This window comes from Lachnospiraceae bacterium oral taxon 500 (genome assembly GCA_002999035.1).
Taxonomy (GTDB): domain Bacteria; phylum Bacillota; class Clostridia; order Lachnospirales; family Vallitaleaceae; genus W11650.
In genome coordinates this window covers 1,978,694-1,998,994 of sequence record CP027241.1, presented here as the reverse complement: position 1 = coordinate 1,998,994, position 20,301 = coordinate 1,978,694, and the positions used below count along the sequence as shown (strand labels likewise).

Genomic DNA, 20,301 nt, shown 5'->3' with positions numbered 1-20,301 from the left:
TTTCTGCTGACATGATAAAACCATCCCCGCTTTCTGCCCTGCCGTTTTAAACCGCATTGCCGACCGCCCTCATTATCTAATCGCCCAACTCTATTTTAAACTGCAATAATTTTTTCTTTTCCTCAATCATCTTCAGCAGCTCGTTTGGATCCTTTTCCTGTTTCTGCTTTTCTTTCAAGGCAAACTCCCGCATCGTCCGCACCGCATCGGTAATCAGCTGCTCCAGCTGCGCCTGATTATCCGGCTCCAGTCTGCGGCTGAAGAGCGACGCAATCTTTTTCTGGTCACCGACCTCCGGAAAATGATGCATCATAACCACCGGATCCGGTGTCCCTCCCTCTTCATAGACCGCCGCCGTCAATTCAAACAGCTTCCGATAAAACTCATTTTGAAAATGCTCGGCTTTGATATACGGCTGCACCGCTGCAAAGACCCGGCGATGCGATACAATCACGCTGATCAGTTCTTCTTCCGCTCCGCCAAAGGCTCTCTGCCTTTCTTTTTTGTAATTTTCGCTATTATTAAATTTCGCTATCCCCTGCTCTTTTCCTTTTTTTGCCAGAAAATCATTTATTCCTTCGGCATTCAAGGCATACCGGCGAATAATCGCATCCCGGTAGCTGTTAATCTCCAATTTGGAATCCAGTGTCAAAAGCCGGCGGACAACTTCCTCGGAAAAACGGACTTGATCGGCCGGATCAGCCAAGTCATATTTTTTCGCTTCCTGCTCAATCTCAAACATAAAACTGGGCAGCGCCTGTTCAATCGCCTGTTCAAAAGCAGCTTTCCCCTGCTTTTGAATCAATTCATCCGGATCCTTGGCTGTTTGCAGGCGAATCACCCGGGCTTCAATCCCTTCGGATTTCAGGATTGGAATCGCCCGCAGCGCTGCCTGAACACCGGCTCCGTCCGAGTCATAACTCAAATACACCTTTTGCACATAGCGCTTAATCGTATGGGCATGATTTTTGGTAAAAGCCGTGCCTAAAGAGGCCACCGTATTGTCAAACCCCGCTTCCTGCAAACTGATTACATCCATATAGCCCTCAGCCAGCAAAAAATACGGCTGGCGGCTGGATTTGGCCAGGTTCAAACCATATAGGTTTTTCGATTTGTCAAAAATCTCCGTTTCCGGCGAGTTTAAATACTTGGGCAAAGCGTCGCCAAAAACCCGACCGCCGAAAGCAATCACCCGGTTTTGGCTGTCCCAGATGGGAAACATCAGCCGGTTAAAAAAACGGTCATAATATCTGTCTTTTTTCTGCTTATCCGGCATGGCCAGGCCCGCATCCACTAACTGCTGCGGGGAAAAACCCTTGCCGGTTAAAAAGCGGAACAAATCGTCCCGGTAGACCGTAGCATAGCCCAGCGCAAACTTTTTAGCCGTTTCCGCGGAAATATTTCTCTGCTCTAAATACTGTCTAGCCACCCGGCCGTAGGCTTCATGCGTTAAACAATAATAATAGTACCGCGCCGCCTGGTAATTAGCGTCATACAGGCTTTTCCTGTATTCCTGCTTTTTCCGTTCCGCTTCACTCAGTTCCGCTTCCGGCAGGCGAATCTTGGCCCGATCCGCCAAATAGGCAATCGCCTCCTGAAAATTGAAGTTTTCATACTCCATGATAAAGGTAAAAACATTACCGCCGTTGCCGCAGCCGAAACAGTAGTACATCTGCTTGTCGGGGCTGACGGAAAAGGACGGAGTTTTTTCATTATGAAAAGGGCATAGCCCAAAATACGAACCGCCCTTTTTTTCCAAATGCACATATTGCCCGACCACTTCCACGATGTCGTTTTGCTGTCTGATCTCTTCAATCAGGTCTTCCTTGTAATACATAGCTATTCCTTCCAGACGCCGGGAACAAAGATTTCCTCAAACCTGCGAATCGCATATTGATCCGTCATGCCGGAAATATAATCCAGCACCACTCGCTTGGGCGAAGGATATTTACTTATCTGCCGGACATATTCCTCCGGCAGCTCCTCCGGGTGGCGAATAAAATGTTCAAACAACGCTTTCAGCATGCGCTGAGCTTTAAAATCCTCATCTTTAGCCCGCGAGCCGGTATAAACATGCTGAAACATATACTGGCGCAGTTCCATCATCGCCTTGTCAATTTCCGGTGACATATAGACATCCGGCTTATCCAGAGAGTTCCACACCACATCATGAATCAAGGTATCTAAACGCTCCTTGATGTTTCTGCCCAGAACCCGCGTCAAATGCTCCGGCAAATCTTCCTCCTGCAGCACCTTGCCCCGCAGTGCATCGTCAATATCATGATTGATATAGGCAATCTTATCTGCCAGCCGGACAGCCTTACCTTCGAGCGTAGAGGGCTGACAGCGGCTGGGATGATTTAAAATCCCGTCCCTGACCTCTTTGGTCAGATTTAAACCCTGATAATTATTTTCCAGACATTCCACAATCCGCAGGCTTTGCTCATTGTGCTCAAAAGAAATCGGATCTTCCGGAAGGATTTCCCGGCAGGCATCAGCTAGCGCCCGCTCACCAGCATGGCCAAAGGGGGTATGCCCCAAATCATGCCCCAGTGCAATCGCTTCAGTTAGATCCTCGTTCAGTGACAGCGACCGGGCAATCGTCCGGGCAATCTGCGCCACCTCTAAGGTATGCGTCAGCCGCGTCCGGTAATGGTCGCCCTCCGGCGCAATAAAGACCTGCGTCTTATGCTTTAACCGGCGAAAGGACTTAGAATGCAGAATCCTGTCCCGGTCTCTTTGAAAATCCGTCCGCATATCGCAGGGCGCCTCCAACCACTCCCGACTGTTCTGCGCATTTTCGCTGAAACAGGCATACGGACTTAACAATAATTTTTCCCGTTCATATTGCCGCTCTCTTAAATTCATCCAAAACCTCCCTTGCGCCGCTGCCGCGCCGCCTTTTCGTGGTCTTTGATTTTCCCGGTATCGCCTTTTATTATTCGACCTATCTGAGCGGAATCCTTTTAAAAAATTGAAATAATAAGCTCCTTTTCCAAAATATCGGTAAAAGGAGCTTATAGGACTGTCATGATTTGTTTACAGCTGTTTTGCATTTCGCGAATTGCAAATGGCGTTTGAACCGGAACTATGATTTTAACCAAAAAAGAATTACTATTCGCCTTTGGCCCAGTTATCCAGTTTTTCCATGGTCAGGCGATAGGTATCCTGGCTGATCTGCGGCAGCTTTCCGCCCCACAGTTCCTCGGCCTGTTTAAAACCTTCCTTGATCGACGCTACCAAGGCATCTTTTTGCTTGACATCGCCGCCGGAAATCGCTTTGGCAAATTCAACCAACCGGTCCGATGTGCTTTCTGCACTCCAATAACCGCCGTCTGCTACATCTTTCTTCGCCTGCTCAATATCAGCCGCCGTAAAGTCAAAGTCAAAACCTTCCACCTTTTCCCCAGCCAATGCCCGGCCTAAAATATTTTTTAAGCCGCCGGCCTGCTTGATAAAGGTATCCTTGGCTGTACCCAGCATTTTTTGCAGCATCTTCTGCTGACTTTCCGCCTGCATCTGCCGAATCTTAACTAGGTCCGGCTTAACATAGCCGGCTTTTTTCGCCGCTTCCTGCTCCGACACCTCCAGCGTCGCTGCCGGTTTTTCCTGAGTTTCTTCCTTTACTTCTTCCTTTTTTACCGTTTCGTTCTTGGGCAGTATTTCCTTAGCGTACTCATAACCTGCCTGCATTACCTGATTTACCATGATAGCATTCCTCCTTGTGCTATTGGTTTGGATTCAGCTTTCTTTGCTTCATTCCGCTGCCGGATCAATCCCTTTCTCCGGTGCGGCCTTCTTCCGCCTCCCGGCGGCTTTAGAAAACCAAATCAAATGATTACTCTTTCTTTATCGGCCAATTTCACTTTTTCTTTAATTTCGTTTTTGCCCTTCCAATCACTGCTCAATTAAAAATTCCTTGGCCAGCCAGCCGGAAATATTACCGGAATTATCGGTCGTATACAGCCAAGTGTAGCCGTCTTTCTTAATTTCCTCGACACCATACTCAACTGTCAGGATTTCGCCGCCATAAACTTTTCCTAAGCTGGGAGCATCCAAACCCGGATTTTTCCGGACATTTAACGCATCGGCATTCACCCGGTAACTGACCCGCTTACTGCCCGAGGGAATCACCGGCGCAATCGGCTCGGCCGCAATCATGCTGTTCTTAGAGTTAGCCAAGGCGCTGCGGTATTCCTGAACAAACTCATTCACCCCCACTGCCACCGCTCTGGCAATAACACTGCGGTAGTTATCGGTAAAGAGCAGCGCTTCCTCCACCGGATTACTCAAAAATCCGGCTTCGACCAAAATCGCCGTCATCTTGGAATTGGCTGTTACCACATGTTTGGCGGTTTTCACTCCGCGGTCAATCGCCGAAGTTGCGTTAATTAAAGTTTTATTGACTTTCGCGGCTAATTTCTTCTCCAGGGAGGCATATTCGCCGACCTTGCCGACGCCGCTGTACCAGACCTCAATCCCATTGGCCGCCCGATTCGGATCGGCCGAATTGGCATGCATACTGATGAAAATATCCACCTTCAGGGAATTGGCCATATTCGCTCTGGTCATCAAATCCGGATAGGTATCCGTTTCTCTGGTCATATACACAACATAGCCCATCGCCTGCAAATCTTCTTTTAGCTTTAAAGAAGCCGCCAGAGCATAATCCTTTTCCATTTTTTGACCGGCGGAAATCGTGCCCGAATCCCGGCCGCCATGCCCCGGATCAATTAAAATATGAACATATTTATTTTGTTCCGATATCTCCGCTCCGCCGGGCAGCGGCAACAGCTTCGCCTGACTGATCCGTCTTTCCAGCGTATCCCGCCAGTCTTCCACCAGCTGCGGCCCGGTCGGGTCAGTTGGGGAAGGATTGACGGAACCTTCATTATTTTTTTTATCCGGCGCGGTTTTATCGGCCACATCTTCCTGCCGCCGTCCTTCGGCCATTGCCTCGATCGCCCGAATATCAATTTGCAGGGAATTATCCTCAAAGAAATACTGCAATTCGCTTAAATTGGCGATTTTAGACACTTCAAAGACAACCCGGCTGATTGCTTCCTTGCCATCGCCATTGCCCTGAAACTGCGCCACTCGAATTTTATTGATATTATCATAGGAAATCGGTAAAAACTCCCATTTGCCCGGAGTAAACACCGCTCCATCAACATCAAAAATAATCCGATTCGGCTCCTCCAGAGCGGAAACTTTTACTTTCTTTTGGCCAATGCCGCTTAGGCGCAGCACCACCTTACCGTTATAAACCATGACCTCGGCTTTTTCAATGCTGTTGCCCGCCGGGCTGCCGGGATAAGAGGGCTGACCGGGTACGGCCGGAGAATCACTGACTTCAGCCGGTGTCAACGTTCCGGTTCGGCTGGCCGCTTCATAACCCACGGTAAAGCCAAGCGCTTCGCCGATTGCCCGAAGCGGCACCATTGTCCTCATTTCCCCGTTTTCAAAAACGGCAATCCGCGGAATTGAGCCATTATCAAGTGTAATCTCCTGTCCGTTGACCAACATTCGGTTTTGGCCTATCCACAACTCAATTTCTTTTTTCAGGGTGGTAATTACCACTCTTTGCGCCGCCTGATCCCATTTTACATCGGCGCCGACATGCTCCGCCAAAAACCGCACCGGCACTACAATCCGGGAGTCCAGCACATACGGCGGCACCGCCATCGGTACCTCCTGCCCGTTTAATTTAACCTGTGCGGCAAACGCGGTATAGGCCTGCCCGCCGATTTTAACTGTCATCTGCCCGTTAGCGGCCAGTGCTCCCGGCATTTGCAGCCATAGAATACAAAGTGCCAGCACGGCTACTGTTATTCTTTTTCGCTTCATTTTTATTCTTCTTTCTTTACTTTCTTTATTTCAAAAAACCGTTATACTTCAGACGTTAAGCAAATAGCTATGTATGATTGCTACGTCTTTGAAAAGCAAGCTTTCCCGGCGTAACAATCATACATATCTGCTTATCTGAACGATAAGCAAATAAACATATATAATTGCCTGAACTTATAACAAAAAGTCATCCCGCTTGGGGGAAAAAATATCTACAATCTTGCCCGGTTTAATACAAGTGGCATTATGCATCGCTCCCGACGGAATATAAATCGAATCGCCCGCCTTTAAGACCGTGGTTTCTCCATCAATAATAAAGGAATGCTCACCTGAAATCACATAAGTAATCTGGGTATGCGGATGTGAATGCTCTTTGCCGGTTGCTCCGGCCTCAAAGGTCAGCTCGCAGACCATTAAATTGTCATCATAACTCAGGACCTTATGCAGCGTCCCCTCTCCCATTTTTCTGGTAATTGCTTCTTCATTTCTGACTACCTGCATTTTATACTCCTTCCTTGACTAAAGCCCACCGGCCATGTTGCTCTAAACTCTGGTTTTTATCTGTGCCTTACCTGACTTTCTCCGCCGAAACGCCGCGGATGCCGCCGGCACAGTCTGCAGAAAGTCCGGTGTTACGTTTTGATTTTGATCCCTGTTTTCTCTTTCCAATGTGTAAAATATATCATATTTTATCTGAAAAGCAAAGCCCTTTCCCAATTTTGTCATAGAAATGTTAAATAAAGAACTCAGCTTTCCCATGTTCGTCAGAACAGTCTTTTTTAGGTAGACCGCCCGCCCGGGCAGAAGTACAAAGCGGTTCAATCAGGGGAAAATTGAATAAAGAATCTCTTTACGAATTCCTTCAAATCTGGTAGTATAAAAAAGGTGATTTTCCATATTTTTTGACACCACACAGAAAGGATTTATATTATGGCTAAAACATTACCTAAGCGTTCCGAGGTTGCCCCGGAAACTACATGGGATCTGTCTCATATTGTTAAAGACGACGCCGCCTGGCAGGAGCTTTACCGGCAGTGCGAGCAAACCGTTACAGAATTAACTGGCTTAGAGCAGGAATTTTTAAGCTCATCCGAAAAGCTCCTTCATTTCCTGCAAACCAAGGACCGGCTGGAAGAAAACTTCGGCCGAATTTACGGCTATGCCCAAATGGGCTGGCATCAGGACACCTCCAATGCCGAAAAACAAGCCCTGGCGCAAAAATCAGAGGCTTTATTAGTACTGATTCAGTCACAGCTTTCCTTTGTGGAGCCAATGCTGTTAACCTTATCCGCTGCTGATTTAGAGCGGTATTTCACCGAAAAGCCGGAACTGACTGTCTACCGTCAGTATTTTGACAACTTATTCCGCACCCAGCAGCATGTTCTGCCCAAAGAGCAGGAAGAACTGCTGGCTTTGGTCGGTGACGTGACCGCCGGGATTGACAATACCTTCTCCATGTTCAACAACGCCGATATCCGCTTTCAGCCGATTACCGACGAGAATGGCGAAACGGTTGAACTGACCCACGGTAATTATATCGGCTTTATGGAAAGTGCTGACCGGCAAGTCCGGCAAGCGGCTTTTTCCTCAATGTATGCCGCTTATAAGGCCAATATCAACACCCTGGCTTCGATTTATAATATGAACTTAAAAAGCCATCTGCTGAATATGCGGGCCAGAGGCTTTGCCTCCACTTGCGAAGCCGCTTTATTTGTCAATAATGTTCCCGTTTCCATTTATGACCAGCTCCTTAGCACCATCAATGAATCTCTGCCGGTTTTTCACCGCTATATGCGCCTGCGCAAAAAGATTTTAAAGCTGCCGGAACTGCATATGTATGATATTTATACACCGCTTTTCCCGGATACCGATACCAAAATCAGCTTTGAGGACGCTAAGGAAACCGTGTTAAAAGCAATTGCCCCGATGGGCGAAAAATATGTCAACACGGTTAGACACGCTTTTGACAACCGCTGGCTGGACGTTTACGAAAACAAGGGCAAACGCAGCGGCGCTTATTCCTGGGGCGTTCACGGCGTTCATCCCTATGTTCTGCTCAATCATACCAATACTTTAAACAATATGTTTACCTTGGCACATGAAATGGGTCATGCTATGCATTCTTACCTGTCCAGTGAAAAACAGGCTTATGTCAACCATGACTATTCGATTTTCTTAGCGGAAATTGCTTCGACCTGCAACGAAAACCTGCTGATTCAGTATCTGCTGAAAAATACCGAGGACAAGAAGCTGCGGCTGGCCTATATGAACCATTTCTTAGAAGGCTTCCGGGGTACGGTCTTCCGCCAGACCATGTTTGCCGAGTATGAACGCGCCACCCATGAATTGGTGGAAAAGGGCGAAGCGATTACCGCCGAGGCTTTAAGCGAAATGTACTACCGCTTAAATCAAAAATATTACGGCGACGCGGTCGTATCCGATGATGACATTCGTTATGAATGGTCCAGAATTCCGCATTTTTACTATAATTATTATGTTTTCCAATATGCCACCGGCCTGATCAGTTCGGTTGCGATTGCCGACATGATTTTGACCGAAGGACAAACGGCTGTTGACCGCTACACCAACGAGTTCCTGTCAGCCGGCCGCTCCAAATACCCCTTGGATATTCTGAAAAACACCGGCGTCGATATCACTCAAAAAGAACCGATGCTCCGCGCGATTAAAGTGTTTGAGAACATGATGGATGAAATGGAAAAGTTGATTTAATGATAAGGATTTTATACTTTTGATGTCCCCATAATATACGGCGGATTGCCAATCCTATCGGGATATCAATGACATAACCCCATTTAATGAAACCCCCGCTCTTTACAGGCCTAAGAAGCCTATAAAAAGCGGGGTTCTTTTATTTTATTCGTAATAATTCTATTTCATATTCCAGCAGTATTGTGGTGTATTCATTAGCCTTTTCCTGCATTGTTTTCTGGCAAATTCCATTCTGTTGACACCCTCTCCTTGAAATTTATTTGCGGATTCCGCATTTTTTCCTCGGCAGTTATTCCGCAAAACTCAGCCGGTAAATCCCCTGCTCGGCCATATCCTTTAGCAGTGCCTGCTTCTGCTGGGGCGCAAACAGGAAAATAATCCCGCAGTCGCCGCCGCCCGCGCCGGAGAGCTTCCCCACTGCGTCATAGCGCTCGGCCAATTCCGCTAAAGCCTTTAATTCAACAGTTTCAATTTGAATCCGGCACACAGCGGCCAATTCCGCCAACCCTTGCCGGAGCCGGCGAATCGCCTGCTTAAAATCCTCTTTTTCTCCGGCTTCTATGGCCTGAATCAAATGCTCCACCCATTTTTGACTATGCCGTAAAAATTCAGCATATTCTTTTTTCTCTTTGGCCAGACCGACCTCATAAACCAACTGCGAAGAAATCGCTTCTTTTCCCGTCCAGCCAATCACCGTTTCCACCGGCAAATGATTTGTCAGCCGCCGAATCATTAAACCGCGCCAGTCGGCTGCTACAATTTCCTTTATCGGTTTCTGCTCCAGCCAGTCCGTAATCTGCCGCCGGTCAAAGGATGTATACGCAATCAGCCCACCGTAGGTACAACTGGCCACATCACCCATCGATCCGTTGTTACCGATTTTCAGTAAAATCAAACAAGCCAGCTTAAAGACCAGCAAATCATCTTCCTTTTGCCCGTACAGGCGCAAAATCCCGCGAACAACCGCCACTACCACCGCGCCGCTCGAACCAAAACCGTATTTTTGAAAGGCGCTGTCATGCAAATCACTGTCAATTTCCAAATCAAATACTCTTAACGGAATTTCCTGCTCGCTCAAATACTCGCTCATCAACTCAACCGTCTTTATAATCAGGCTGTAATCATCATGATGGTCAATATGGAGCTTGCCGTTTTTATAAGACCACAGCAAATGATGATGATACAGCGTTGAGTGGATATTACCCAAACCGGCTGAAAAATCCAATTTTGCCTCCAAATAGCGGTTGACCGCCATGACAACCGCCGTATGTCCGGCTTCCACCACCGCGTACTCGCCGCCCCAATACAGCTTTCCCCCTACCTTAACGTTGACCAAAGCCTTCACACTCCTTTATCTGATAGCCCCTCCCGGCATAAGCCGGCAGCAGCTGCTCCTTAGCATAATGCTTTTGCATTTCTTTCGTTATTTGCGGCAAATCTTCCTTCCGGCAAAAAATCTTAATATTCGGCCCGGCATCAACCGTAAAATACGCCTCTGTTCCCTGCCGGCGAAGCTGGCGCACCCGCTCCATCGCTGCGATGCTTTCCGGCTGCAAATAGGTAAACGGCTCGGCGCAGCCCCAGGTGGTTGCGTGCATTTTCAGGCAATTCGCCTCGGCAATTTGACCAATCCGGCTAAAATCCCCGGCTAAAACCGCCCGCCGCATTTCCGCAAAGTCCTGTTCCGCCTGCTTAACCCAAGCCGGATAAAAAATTGAGCTGTCCACAACTGTTTTCATGCCGGCAGTTGACGGCCGGCTTTTCTGCCCGCTGTTTAAAACCAAAATCAACATCGCGTATTCGTCCGCCGGCGCTAAGGACTCGGCATAGCTGCCGGCATCATTTGTTCCGGCATACCAAACGACAAAGCCGCCAAATAAACTGCGGCAGGCTGAGCCGGAGCCTTGCCGGGCCAGCCGGGACAGACCCTTATCGTCCATTTCCGGTAAGAACAAGCGCCCCGCCGCCGCTGTTAAGGCCGCATAGCCCGAAGCGGACGAAGCCAGGCCCGCCGCCGTCGGAAAATTATTGTAACTGCTGATAAAAACCCTTTCCCGCCGACCGGAAAGCTGCCGGAAACGGTCTAAAAAAATACTTATTTTTCGGGTTTCGGCTTGCTCCTGCCGCTGACCGTTTAAATAAAAAATATCCTCTCCGCCCGAATGAAAACAAATCCCCGTATCGGTATACAGTTGCTCCAAAGTCATGGACAAGCTGCTGTTATAGGGAATTTTCAAATCTTCCTGCTTTTTGCCCCAATATTTAACCAAGGCAATATTAGCCCCGGCTCTGGCATAGCTTTTTATTTTCCTTTCATCGGATAAATCCATGTCTTTTTTGCTCCCTCTTGCTGTAATGCATCCGCTATCACCTGAGCGGTCTTTTCCTCGTCCGCCAAACAAATCATACAGCCGCCCAAACCGCCGCCGGTCATCTTGGCGCCAAGCGCCCCCAGTCGCAGTGCCTGTTCAACCAAATGATCCAGCACCAAATGGCTGACTCCCAGTGCCTGTAAGTTCCGGTGTGCACCGGTCATCAGTTCCCCTAGGCGGCGACAGTCCTGCCGGTTAATCGCCGTTTCCGCCTGCCCAGCAAAATCACCCAACTCATTTAACAGCCGCTCCGTTTCCTTCGGCTGCTCCTGCCTCTTTTGGGCAATGACAGCAATCGCTTCCTTGGTTTGACCGTAAATAGCCGTATCGGCTACTACCAAATAGGCCGGTAAAGAAATCGGAAAAACTTTCAACTCTTTCATTCCCTTTTTATCCGGCAACTTGCGAAACCAAATCGGCTGCGGAAAAGCCGTTGTCAGCACATCAATGCCGCTCGGATTGCCGTGAGCGACCCGCTCGGCCTGATCAGCCAAAAGAATCAGTTCTTCATCTGTCAGCTGCCGCTCAAAATACTGAAACAGTGAACGAATAACAGCGACCGCCACTGCCGCCGAAGAACCCAGTCCCCGGCTGGCCGGCAAGTCGCTCAAAATTACAATTTTTAAGTTTTTTTTCTCTTTTTGCAAATAGTCCAAACCGGCGTGTATGGCTGTAACGACATGCGCCCGTTCCGGCGGCGCGTCTTTTAAAGCGCCGGTATAAAAATCGGATTCCAGCCATATCTCGCCCTCGCGCCGGCTGACCTCGCTCTTGACCGTTACCTGCATAAACGGCAATGCAATCGCCGGATAGCCATATACAACGGAATGCTCGCCCATCAAAATCACCTTGCCGTGGGCGTCTCCGCAACCTTTCATATTCTTGTCCTCACTGAAACTTTGATTTTGAGTTACCGTTCAGGCAAGCCGATATCTATGCTTGACATGCCAACCGAGTACTCATTCTCCAGAAACACAGCAAACATAAATATCTATTTGCTTAACATCCACACTTGGAATTCGTCCGCATTTCGCCGGATTCCGAGTAATTTTTCCAAACTACAGCACTTTATTTATTATAGCCGATTGTGCCGGAAATATCTATAAAAATATTTTTAAAGATATTTCTCAATTTCCCTCTGCCATTCTCTTACCGATTTCCCGATTGACCCGCTCCCGCAGCCGCCATAAATAATCTTCTTCCGCCGGATAGTCGGCAAAACTGATTTTCTGCGCCAGTTCCCCTTCTATCAGTTCCAGTACAAAGCTTTTATCCGTCAGGCTCTCTAAATACTTCAAAGCCCTAAAATCATAAAACGCCTGCGCCAAAACCATCAGCCTCAGCGATTCAACCGCTTCGCCGTTTTCACCCGGATAGACCAAAAAAGTATCGCCCGACGGAAAAGCCTCGCCTGCGTCCGTTACCCGGTACGGATCAATTTTTTCCAATGAAAACTGGGAATTATAAAAATTGTAGCCCCAATGCAGAAAGCCCTTGATATCAAACTTATACAGCTGCACTCCCAAAATCCGGGTGCGCGCTGCGGGCATGGCAAAAAAGCGATTGCTGACTTTGTCTTTCTGAGAGCAGCAATAATATGCCCATAAGTCTTTGGCGCCGTTTTCAATAAAGTAATCAATCCGGTTGGTGGCTACCACCGGATGCTCAATCACGCCCTGAATGTAAATATCGTAGCTGCTGAGCGCATCCGTTACAAAGCAGTCTGCCAGCAAATCCTTAACCGTATTCTTAGCCCGCAAATAGCTTTCCTTATCGGCATCATTATGCGGTTCATCGGAAATATGGAAAATCGCTTTGTCTTTCAGCCCCTTCGCTGCCAAATACTCTTTCAGCGCCGGCAAAAATGCCCGCAAAAAAGCAGTATATTCCGGGCTGGTCGCTGCCGTTTCCCAGCCGAAACGTTTCTTTAATTCGCCGTTTTCCCAAACCATAATCTTGGGCGCGGCCTTTGCTCCCCACTGCGTAAATAAATGGGCAAACTCAATATATTCCAGCCCACAGTCAGAAGCTAACTCGATCCAGCGGGTCAGTCGGTCAAAGGCAAACTCATAGCCCGCTTCCGTCCAAGTGATATCAACTAGCTGATGCGTTGTCCGCTCGCCGCCGACCATAGTATCTAAAGGCAGAGTAAACACCGGCGTTAAAATCGCATTTACTCCGCTCCGGCCGGCGGTGCGCATAAAGTTTTCAATAATCCGCCAATGTTCCTCGGAAAAAACCGGCACTCTGTAATAATCCGCCAAACAATCGGCGTGAAACCATTCCGTATGAATCAGCTCCTGCTTCGGCAGCTGTGCCCCGATCACTTCTATTTCCAGTTCTGTCTGCCATAGCATCTGACCGTCTTTGTCCGCCGCCAAAATCTCCAGCGGATATCGACCGGCCGGCTGCTCCGGCAGCAGTTCTAAATCAAACCAAAAAGTCCGCCACTGGCCAAAGGGCATCCGCAGCTGCAAAAGTGCCGCGTCCTCCTCCTGCTCCCACCGGCCGAACCGAACCGTCAATGGCAGCAGCACATCGGGAAACAGCCCCGGCTCCGTCCGCAAATAATTATCATCTCTTTCCTCGGCCGGATGCGCCGGATAATCTGACGGTACCGAGCCCACTACCCGGCAGCGAAGCTGGCTGTGCAAAGGGCTTTTCAGCCTAAGACTGACCGCACAGTCTAAAATATCAATGCTCCTTTTTTCGCCGAAGCAGGCGACCTGAAAAGACAGCACCTCGCCGCGTAAGCCTGACAAATACTTTCGCACCATTGCTTTCGGTGCTTGATTAAAAAATACTTTTTCCAGTGAACTGACTAACTGAAACTCCATAATGTCCTCCATACCAACTTGCTATCCAAAAATATATCAACCTTACTCCGCTTTCTCTTGCCTGTCAGAATGTCTTTTGGGAAAGCTAAGAAACTTAAAACGGCGCATCACTTAATGTGAGGACTACGCTGCCGCCCGGCTGCGGAATAATAATATCCCGACCGATGGTATCTTTCAAGCTGTCATAGGTTTTCCGCCACTCCAACTTAAAATCTTTATCATACTTGGCCGCCACCGTTTCATAGTCAAACCAAATCGCTGAAATCACCTCTGGCTGCGGCACAGTTTTGATCGGCCGATAGCCTGCCAGAATAAATCCGCCATCATCCGTCGGCGTAAGCTCTCCATAATAATCCATCGCTATTTCTGCTGTCTTTGCACCGTCCGCTGCAGCATAGCTGTCCATCACAGCGGCACCCTTTTCCCCTCTGTTGTTTCTCATGGCAATCACCCGGCCGTCCGATAATTCCGTTACGCTCACTTCCGGCCACCGCCCCGGCACTTCACTGCACCAAAGTTCCTGCCCTTCGAAGTTTAGCTTTATTACTCTGATTTTTTGCTCCGCTGAGTTCTCCAGCACGGCCACTACCGCTTTACCGGTCGTGTAGAAAGCATCAACCGTTCCCCATACCGAATAGGTCCAGCGCGGCGCTAAACTTTCCGAATCAAGACAAGCTAAAAAATTACGACCATCCGACTGCCGGCCGCTAATCACAATGCCCATCCCCTGATGATACTGAAGCTGATCCAGGTCATCCCAGCCTAAGCTCCTGGCGCTTTGCTTCAGGATAACATCACCGGCCGGATTACATTTAAACAGCCAATCCTCTTCTTGCCCGCCTATCCGCTGCATGAGGATATAATTTCCGTGCTCATTTAGGATTAACTCAGGCGACTGCTGATATTTCAGTATTTTCCCATATCCCGGCGTATCCCGGAAAACCCGGCCGTCACTTGCTACCGCCTGCCCTGCTTCTAAATGTTTTTCCCTGACCATTTCCGGATTAATGTCCGGCAGCGGCACATAGTCAAGTGCGATTTTTAGCGCTGACATCGGCATTTCCCCGTCTCCTATTTTTTCCGGTTCTTTTGCTCCCTCTGTTTTTCTCGTGTCGGTCACTTTCTGATCGTCTGTTTTCCCCGGCTGCTGCTCAGCGCTTCTGTCCTCGGTCAACTGCCCCGGCTTGGTTTCCTTTGCTCCTTCCGCTGCTGTTTTTTCCGACTGCTGCGCCGCGTCGCTGTCCTCGGTTATCTGCTCCGGTGCTTTTGCCTGCGGCTCACCATCAACCGGTTTTTCCCTTGTCTGACAGCCGGCAATCAATAACACCATCAATAATAAAACAACTAAAATATTCCTCATCCGTCAGCACCTTCTTTCTCACATACCAACATCTGAACTGAAAGTCTATGATTTCATGCTATCATGTGCCCAGCCAAACGTCAATCTTTTTAGTTTTTTTTACAAAAAGTTTAACAAAAACCCTGCCATACAGAGCCTATTGATAACAGTTGTTTTGACTTTCCGCTAAATTGATGATAAAATAGGCGAAGAAAATGAGCTGCCATTCATGCAAGCAGATTCACTGGCATTTCCATTGATTGCGAGCGGCTTGCCTGAATTGCAGCCAAAATAAAGAAATGAGGAATAAATTATGCTGCTGTCGGTCAAAGACTTATCCTTTGCTTATATTGAAGACTGGATTTTAAAGGATTTATCCTGTCATATTAATGAAAATGAAAAAATTGCCCTGATCGGCAACAACGGTGCCGGAAAAACCACTTTGTTCAAGATTTTAACCGGCGAGTTGGCACCGGCTGCCGGACAAATTTATCAAAAAGCCGACCTGCGTCTGGGCTATCTGGCGCAAAACGCCGAGTTTGAATCGGTTAAAACTTTGTATGACGAGCTGTACTCCGCCAATGCGGAAATCGTTTCGCTGGAAAAAAAGCTGGCTCGGCTAAATGAACAGATGGCTGCTCCGGCCAATGACGAAGAAACACAGCTTCGCATCATTCATGAATATGACGAACTGCATCAGCGCTTTGACCGGTTAAGCGGTTACAGCTATAAGAGCTTTGTCCACGGCATCCTGCGGGGCTTAGGGTTTGAGGAAGACCGGTTTAACCAGCCGGTCGCCACCCTCTCCGGCGGACAAAAAACCCGCTTGGCTCTGGCCAAGCTCCTGCTGCAAAAGCCGGATCTGCTGCTGTTGGACGAGCCAACCAACCATTTGGATTTAAAGGCCATCACCTGGCTGGAAAACTTTTTAGCGGAGTATCAGGGCGCTTTATTTATTATCAGTCACGATCGTTATTTCTTAGATAAGGTTGTCAACCGGGTCTTTGAACTATCTTTCGGCCAATTGGATTTTTATGAAGGCAATTATTCTTATTATTTGGAGCAGCGGGAAATTCGGCAGGAACTGGCTGAAAAAGCCTATCTCAACCAGCAAAAGGAAATCGACCGCCAGCAGAACATTATCGATACCCTGCGGGCGCGCAACCGGGAAAAGTTCGTGCGCCGGGCGGAAAGCCGGGAAAAACTTTTAAATAAGATAGAACGTTTGGAAAAACCGCTGACCGAAAACGAAGCCATGCACATCTCATTTGCGCCCAAACAGGAATCCGGCCATGATGTGCTGGCGCTGGAACATATCAGCAAAGCCTTCGGCGAACTGACTTTGTTTCAGGATTTGAACTATTCGATTTTTAAAGGCGACCGGATTGCGCTGGTCGGCGAGAACGGCAGCGGCAAAACCACACTTTTCCGTATCCTGCAAAATGAACTCACACCCGACAGCGGCACTGTCCGTTTGGGCAAAAACGTGCAAATCAGTTATTACGATCAGGAGCACAGCAACTTAAACCCGAATAACAGCCTGTTTGATGAGATTTCCAATCAGTTTCCCAAAATGACCAATACCGAAATCCGGAATCTCCTGGCCGCTTTTTTATTTACCGGCGATGATGTTTTTCAAAAAATCAGTTCCCTTTCCGGCGGGGAAAAAGGGCGTTTGTCCTTGGCTAAAATGATGCTGGCCGAAGGAAACTTTCTGCTGCTGGACGAACCGACCAATCATCTTGACTTAGTCAGCCGCGAGGTCTTGGAAAATGCACTGGTTCATTACAGCGGTACGATTTTATTTATTTCCCACGACCGCTATTTTATCAATCGAATTGCCACCAGGGTAGCCGAACTGGAAAATCTGACTTTAACCGAATATTTGGGAAATTATGATGATTTTATCACCAAGAAAAGCGAGCGCCAAAATCCGGTTTTTTCCGGCGAAACGACCCCGGCTCGACCGGCCAGCTTCTTGGATTTGGCGCCGTCTAACCGGATAGAACCCTGCAGCGGAAAAGCGGAAAGCCGCGCCAAAAAAGACTGGCTGCTGGAAAAAGAAGAAAAGGCCCGCAGTCAAAAGAGGATCAGCCGGCAAAAGAAACTGGAAGAAATGATTGACCAAACGGAGCAGCGCATCACGGAATTGGACCTTTTGCTGGCCAGCGAGGAAGTTTTTACCAACTATGAAAAGGCGCATGAAATCTCCATGCAAAAGGAGCAGCTGGAGGAAAAGCTGCTCGGCTATTATGAGGAATTAGATGAATTAATGTAAATGGGCCGGTTTTTTATATCCGTTTGCGCAGTTCTTTCTTTAGATAGGTTCCCACTATTTTTGCAAACTTACTTAAATCCTTAATATAGGCAAAGTCCCGGCCGTATATTTTTTGCTGGGCGGGAAGGTCGACTTCCAGGCCGGTGAAAACACCAAGGACAGAAATGCCCTGAAAACGGAGCTTTCTGACTTCGGCGGCGGTGTCTTTCACAGCGATATCGCCGGTGTATTCACTGGCCTCGGGATTTTCCGCGTCCTTTTTAAAAACCCGGACGTCATTGGGCTTACCGTCACTTAAAACAATCAAAATCTTATTTTCTTCCGGCCGTTTGGCCATTCTCTCTCCCACTGCCCGCAGAGCAAAACCATCCCGGTTCATGCCTGTTCCGAAAAAATCAAATATCTTTTTATTTTGTTCCCGGGGCGAGTCATAGTCTTTATACTGGCGCAAAATCGTATAGTCCAAAAAAGCAGCGTAAGCACTGACCCGGCAGGGAATCCCGCATAAACTCAGGGCCTCAGCAATAATATAGCCCTGAAACGTCACCTGCGCCTGTCTTTCGCTTTGCGAACCGCTCCCGTCGAGCAGCAGCTCCACGGCAAAATTGCCGATTTCATTCCTGATCTGGCGCTTAAAAACCGCACTGTCATGCAGTCGCTCCGCCCGCCACACCAGACCTGCCTGAAAGCGGCCGGCATCCGCCCGGCAGCTTTCGGCCTGACTGTCCGGCAGCAAAGTATTGGCTAACAACAGACGCATATTTTCAATATGGCGGCGGCAGGCGTGATAATTTGCTTCTAAATATTCCAGATTCAGGCGCCTTTGTTCCTGCAAAAAGCGAAGCTGATATTCGCTGAAAACCGTAGCAAAACTGCCATCGCTGATATACAGCCGCTTATGCTGATGGATTCCGGTGCTGATTCGCTGCTCGATTTGCTCCACTTCCGCTTTCGGCAGCAGCAGCTCCCCAAAAAACTGCCAAACCTTTTCCCGGTCGGTCAGTTTCTTTTTCCTCAGCGGATTTGCCAGTCCGGCACTCTTTTCCCGTTCCCGCGCCAAATATTCAGCCGAAGCTTTGCCGCGATAGCTGTTGGGGTTAAACTCAGCATCCACAATTTTTATCTGCTCAACGTCTGCGCCGGCACTGATTCGCTTTTTCTGAAAAAAGCTCTCTTCCGGCTGATAGCCGGTCGGCATGGTTTGAACTGCCCGGCGGTCGGCTGCCCCGGCGGTCAATGCGTCCGTCCAATGCTTTTCCCGAAAATACCGGCCGTATAGTTCTTCCAATGCCGCCAACAGTCCGGCCGTATCCGGCGCCGATGCCGCTATTTGAAAAATGTCTCTCAGCAAAGCCTTGAGCCAGCGCTCCTCCTCCGCCAGCCGGCCTAATTTTTCTTCGCCGTAGGCCCGCTCAATCATCCGGGCAGCATCGGGCAGTATGCCTGTTTCCGGCTGCGCCGCCTGTCGATAATATCCGAAAAAAAGCTCCCTGACCGCCGGCCTTTCCAGATACAGCTTAGGCATACAGTATTCTTCCAAAGCAATCCAAAGAATTCGGGAAAAAACCGCATAAAAGTTTGGCTTAGCGGCCAGATATCCAATAAACCGGCTAATCAAAGCCGGATCGGCATATAAAAAAACTGCTGCCCATAAAACCGCGTCATGCTTGGCTTTTACCGTTTCCGGCAGCCAAAAGACCTCCGGCAGCTTTTGGGAATAATCGCCCTGCACCGTCCAAAAAATATTTTGGCTTCTCAGTTTTAATGCTTCTATTTGTTCTTTCGTTAATTCTGTATCAATCATGATTTTTTTCCTGATTCTCTGACATCTATTTTAAGATACAAACATACTGTCCGCACTGCTTTTGGGCAGCCGCAAATCAATCACATCCTGTACCAGTTCTTTTTCAAACTCATCAAACACCCGGTCAACAATTCCCATTTTCAAAGCAATCTGCGGTGCCAAGCCCCGTTTCATTGCCCGAATTGCACCCAAAAGGCCCCGGAAATCAATGGCTTTGGTTGAAATTTCGGAATGAAGCGATTTCTTTTGCAAATCCAGAAAAATTCCGGCCAGCACCGCCGCCCCCTCTGCCGTCAAGTCCGGAAACTCGGCTTGCAAGATAAGCCGGATATTTTCCTCTGCCAGCGGCGGAACATCAATCACCATAAACCGGGAAGCAAAGGCTTCGTTCATTTCTCTGGTACCGATATAGCCATAATTCATAGTGCCGATAAATCGCGCCGCCTCATGCAGCCGAACCGCATGATAACCCGGCACATCAATTTGCCGCCGATGATCAAGCGCCGGATAAAGCACGGCAATCGCTTCATTTTTGGCCATATTGACCTCGTCCAGTACGCCAAATCCGCCATAAACTGCACATTGATACACACTACCGGGCCGAAAACGAACCTCACCGCCGATAAAAGTATCCGTGCCGATTAAATCACCATGATCGGTATTGGTGTGAAAAGACACCGTCCACTGCGGCCGGCCGAAAGCCGCCGTCAGATTTTCCGCCAATACGTTTTTACCGGTTGCTTTCATCCCGGATAAAAGTAAGTTTTCACCACCCAGCAGCGCCGCCAGTGCCATTTCCCAAATCTCCCGGCCATGATAGCGATAATATGGCTGAGGGATCCGGTCTTTGACTTCCTCCGCCGTTTGATAAAAGCGCCGAAATGCCTTTAAATCTTCAATCAATTTATCAGAAACTCCCTGTTCCGTTAAAAAGTCAATCATGTTTTCTCCTTTGTGCTTCTATCAGGAAAGCATTCGCGGATAGCTCTTGACTTTCCCTATCAAAAATGGTATTTTATGTTTATAATAATTTTATGATACAAGCGCCAAAATCATAAAAATCCATGTCAGTCCCGCGACAAAAGAATTTATTA

15 protein-coding genes are annotated in these 20,301 nt (G+C 48.4%); 2 read left to right on the top strand and 13 right to left on the bottom strand.

Going from position 1 to position 20,301, the window contains the following annotated elements; translation table 11 throughout:
• Positions 1-76: 76 nt before the first annotated feature.
• From C3V36_09110 to C3V36_09085, 6 genes are all read right to left on the bottom strand, one after another.
• Positions 77-1,837, bottom strand: coding sequence for a DNA primase (locus C3V36_09110; GenBank protein ID AVM69386.1), 1,761 nt, complete (start codon positions 1,835-1,837; stop codon positions 77-79).
• A 2-nt stretch (positions 1,838-1,839) separates the two neighbouring features.
• Entirely contained in the window at positions 1,840-2,868 is a 1,029-nt protein-coding gene (locus C3V36_09105) for a deoxyguanosinetriphosphate triphosphohydrolase (GenBank protein AVM69385.1), read from the bottom strand.
• Between the two features lie 246 nt (positions 2,869-3,114).
• A complete protein-coding gene (locus C3V36_09100) occupies positions 3,115-3,708 on the bottom strand; it encodes a hypothetical protein (protein ID AVM69384.1) in 594 nt (197 codons plus the stop codon).
• Positions 3,709-3,897: 189 nt separating this feature from the next.
• Positions 3,898-5,847 (bottom strand): hypothetical protein, encoded by a 1,950-nt coding sequence (locus tag C3V36_09095; GenBank protein ID AVM69383.1) that lies wholly within the window; start codon positions 5,845-5,847, stop codon positions 3,898-3,900.
• Between the two features lie 174 nt (positions 5,848-6,021).
• Entirely contained in the window at positions 6,022-6,309 is a 288-nt protein-coding gene (locus C3V36_09090) for a cupin domain-containing protein (protein AVM70499.1), read from the bottom strand.
• 81 nt (positions 6,310-6,390) lie between these two features.
• Entirely contained in the window at positions 6,391-6,606 is a 216-nt protein-coding gene (locus C3V36_09085; GenBank protein AVM69382.1) for a hypothetical protein, read from the bottom strand.
• Between the two features lie 171 nt (positions 6,607-6,777).
• Here C3V36_09085 and pepF point away from each other — a divergent pair, with 171 nt between their 5' ends.
• Entirely contained in the window at positions 6,778-8,577 is a 1,800-nt protein-coding gene (pepF, locus tag C3V36_09080) for an oligoendopeptidase F (GenBank protein AVM69381.1), read from the top strand.
• Positions 8,578-8,866: 289 nt separating this feature from the next.
• Here the strand turns inward: pepF and C3V36_09075 are convergent, their stop codons facing one another.
• The 5 genes from C3V36_09075 to C3V36_09055 all read right to left on the bottom strand — a co-directional run bounded on the left by C3V36_09075 (position 8,867) and on the right by C3V36_09055 (position 15,146).
• Complete coding sequence (locus tag C3V36_09075; protein ID AVM69380.1) at positions 8,867-9,922, bottom strand: phosphomevalonate kinase; 1,056 nt, start codon at positions 9,920-9,922, stop codon at positions 8,867-8,869.
• Positions 9,900-10,907 (bottom strand): diphosphomevalonate decarboxylase, encoded by a 1,008-nt coding sequence (gene mvaD / locus C3V36_09070; GenBank protein AVM69379.1) that lies wholly within the window; start codon positions 10,905-10,907, stop codon positions 9,900-9,902. The genes C3V36_09075 and mvaD overlap by 23 nt, the downstream gene beginning before the upstream one ends.
• Entirely contained in the window at positions 10,880-11,827 is a 948-nt protein-coding gene (mvk, locus tag C3V36_09065; protein AVM69378.1) for a mevalonate kinase, read from the bottom strand. The genes mvaD and mvk overlap by 28 nt, the downstream gene beginning before the upstream one ends.
• A 249-nt stretch (positions 11,828-12,076) precedes the next feature.
• Positions 12,077-13,798, bottom strand: coding sequence for a hypothetical protein (locus C3V36_09060; GenBank protein ID AVM69377.1), 1,722 nt, complete (start codon positions 13,796-13,798; stop codon positions 12,077-12,079).
• Positions 13,799-13,880: 82 nt separating this feature from the next.
• Positions 13,881-15,146, bottom strand: a complete 1,266-nt coding sequence (locus C3V36_09055; protein ID AVM69376.1) for a hypothetical protein — start codon at positions 15,144-15,146, stop codon at positions 13,881-13,883.
• Between the two features lie 292 nt (positions 15,147-15,438).
• On the opposite strand from C3V36_09055, the gene C3V36_09050 reads away from it, so the two are divergent.
• Positions 15,439-17,403 carry an ABC transporter gene (locus tag C3V36_09050; GenBank protein AVM69375.1) on the top strand — a complete coding sequence of 655 codons (1,965 nt, stop codon included), beginning with the start codon at positions 15,439-15,441 and terminating at the stop codon, positions 17,401-17,403.
• A gap of 13 nt (positions 17,404-17,416) precedes the next feature.
• Here the strand turns inward: C3V36_09050 and C3V36_09045 are convergent, their stop codons facing one another.
• The gene (locus C3V36_09045; GenBank protein AVM69374.1) at positions 17,417-19,207 is read right to left on the bottom strand and encodes a hypothetical protein; all 1,791 of its coding nucleotides are present in this window, start codon (positions 19,205-19,207) and stop codon (positions 17,417-17,419) included.
• A 30-nt stretch (positions 19,208-19,237) separates the two neighbouring features.
• Positions 19,238-20,149, bottom strand: a complete 912-nt coding sequence (locus C3V36_09040; GenBank protein ID AVM69373.1) for an ATPase — start codon at positions 20,147-20,149, stop codon at positions 19,238-19,240.
• Positions 20,150-20,301 lie beyond the last annotated feature (152 nt).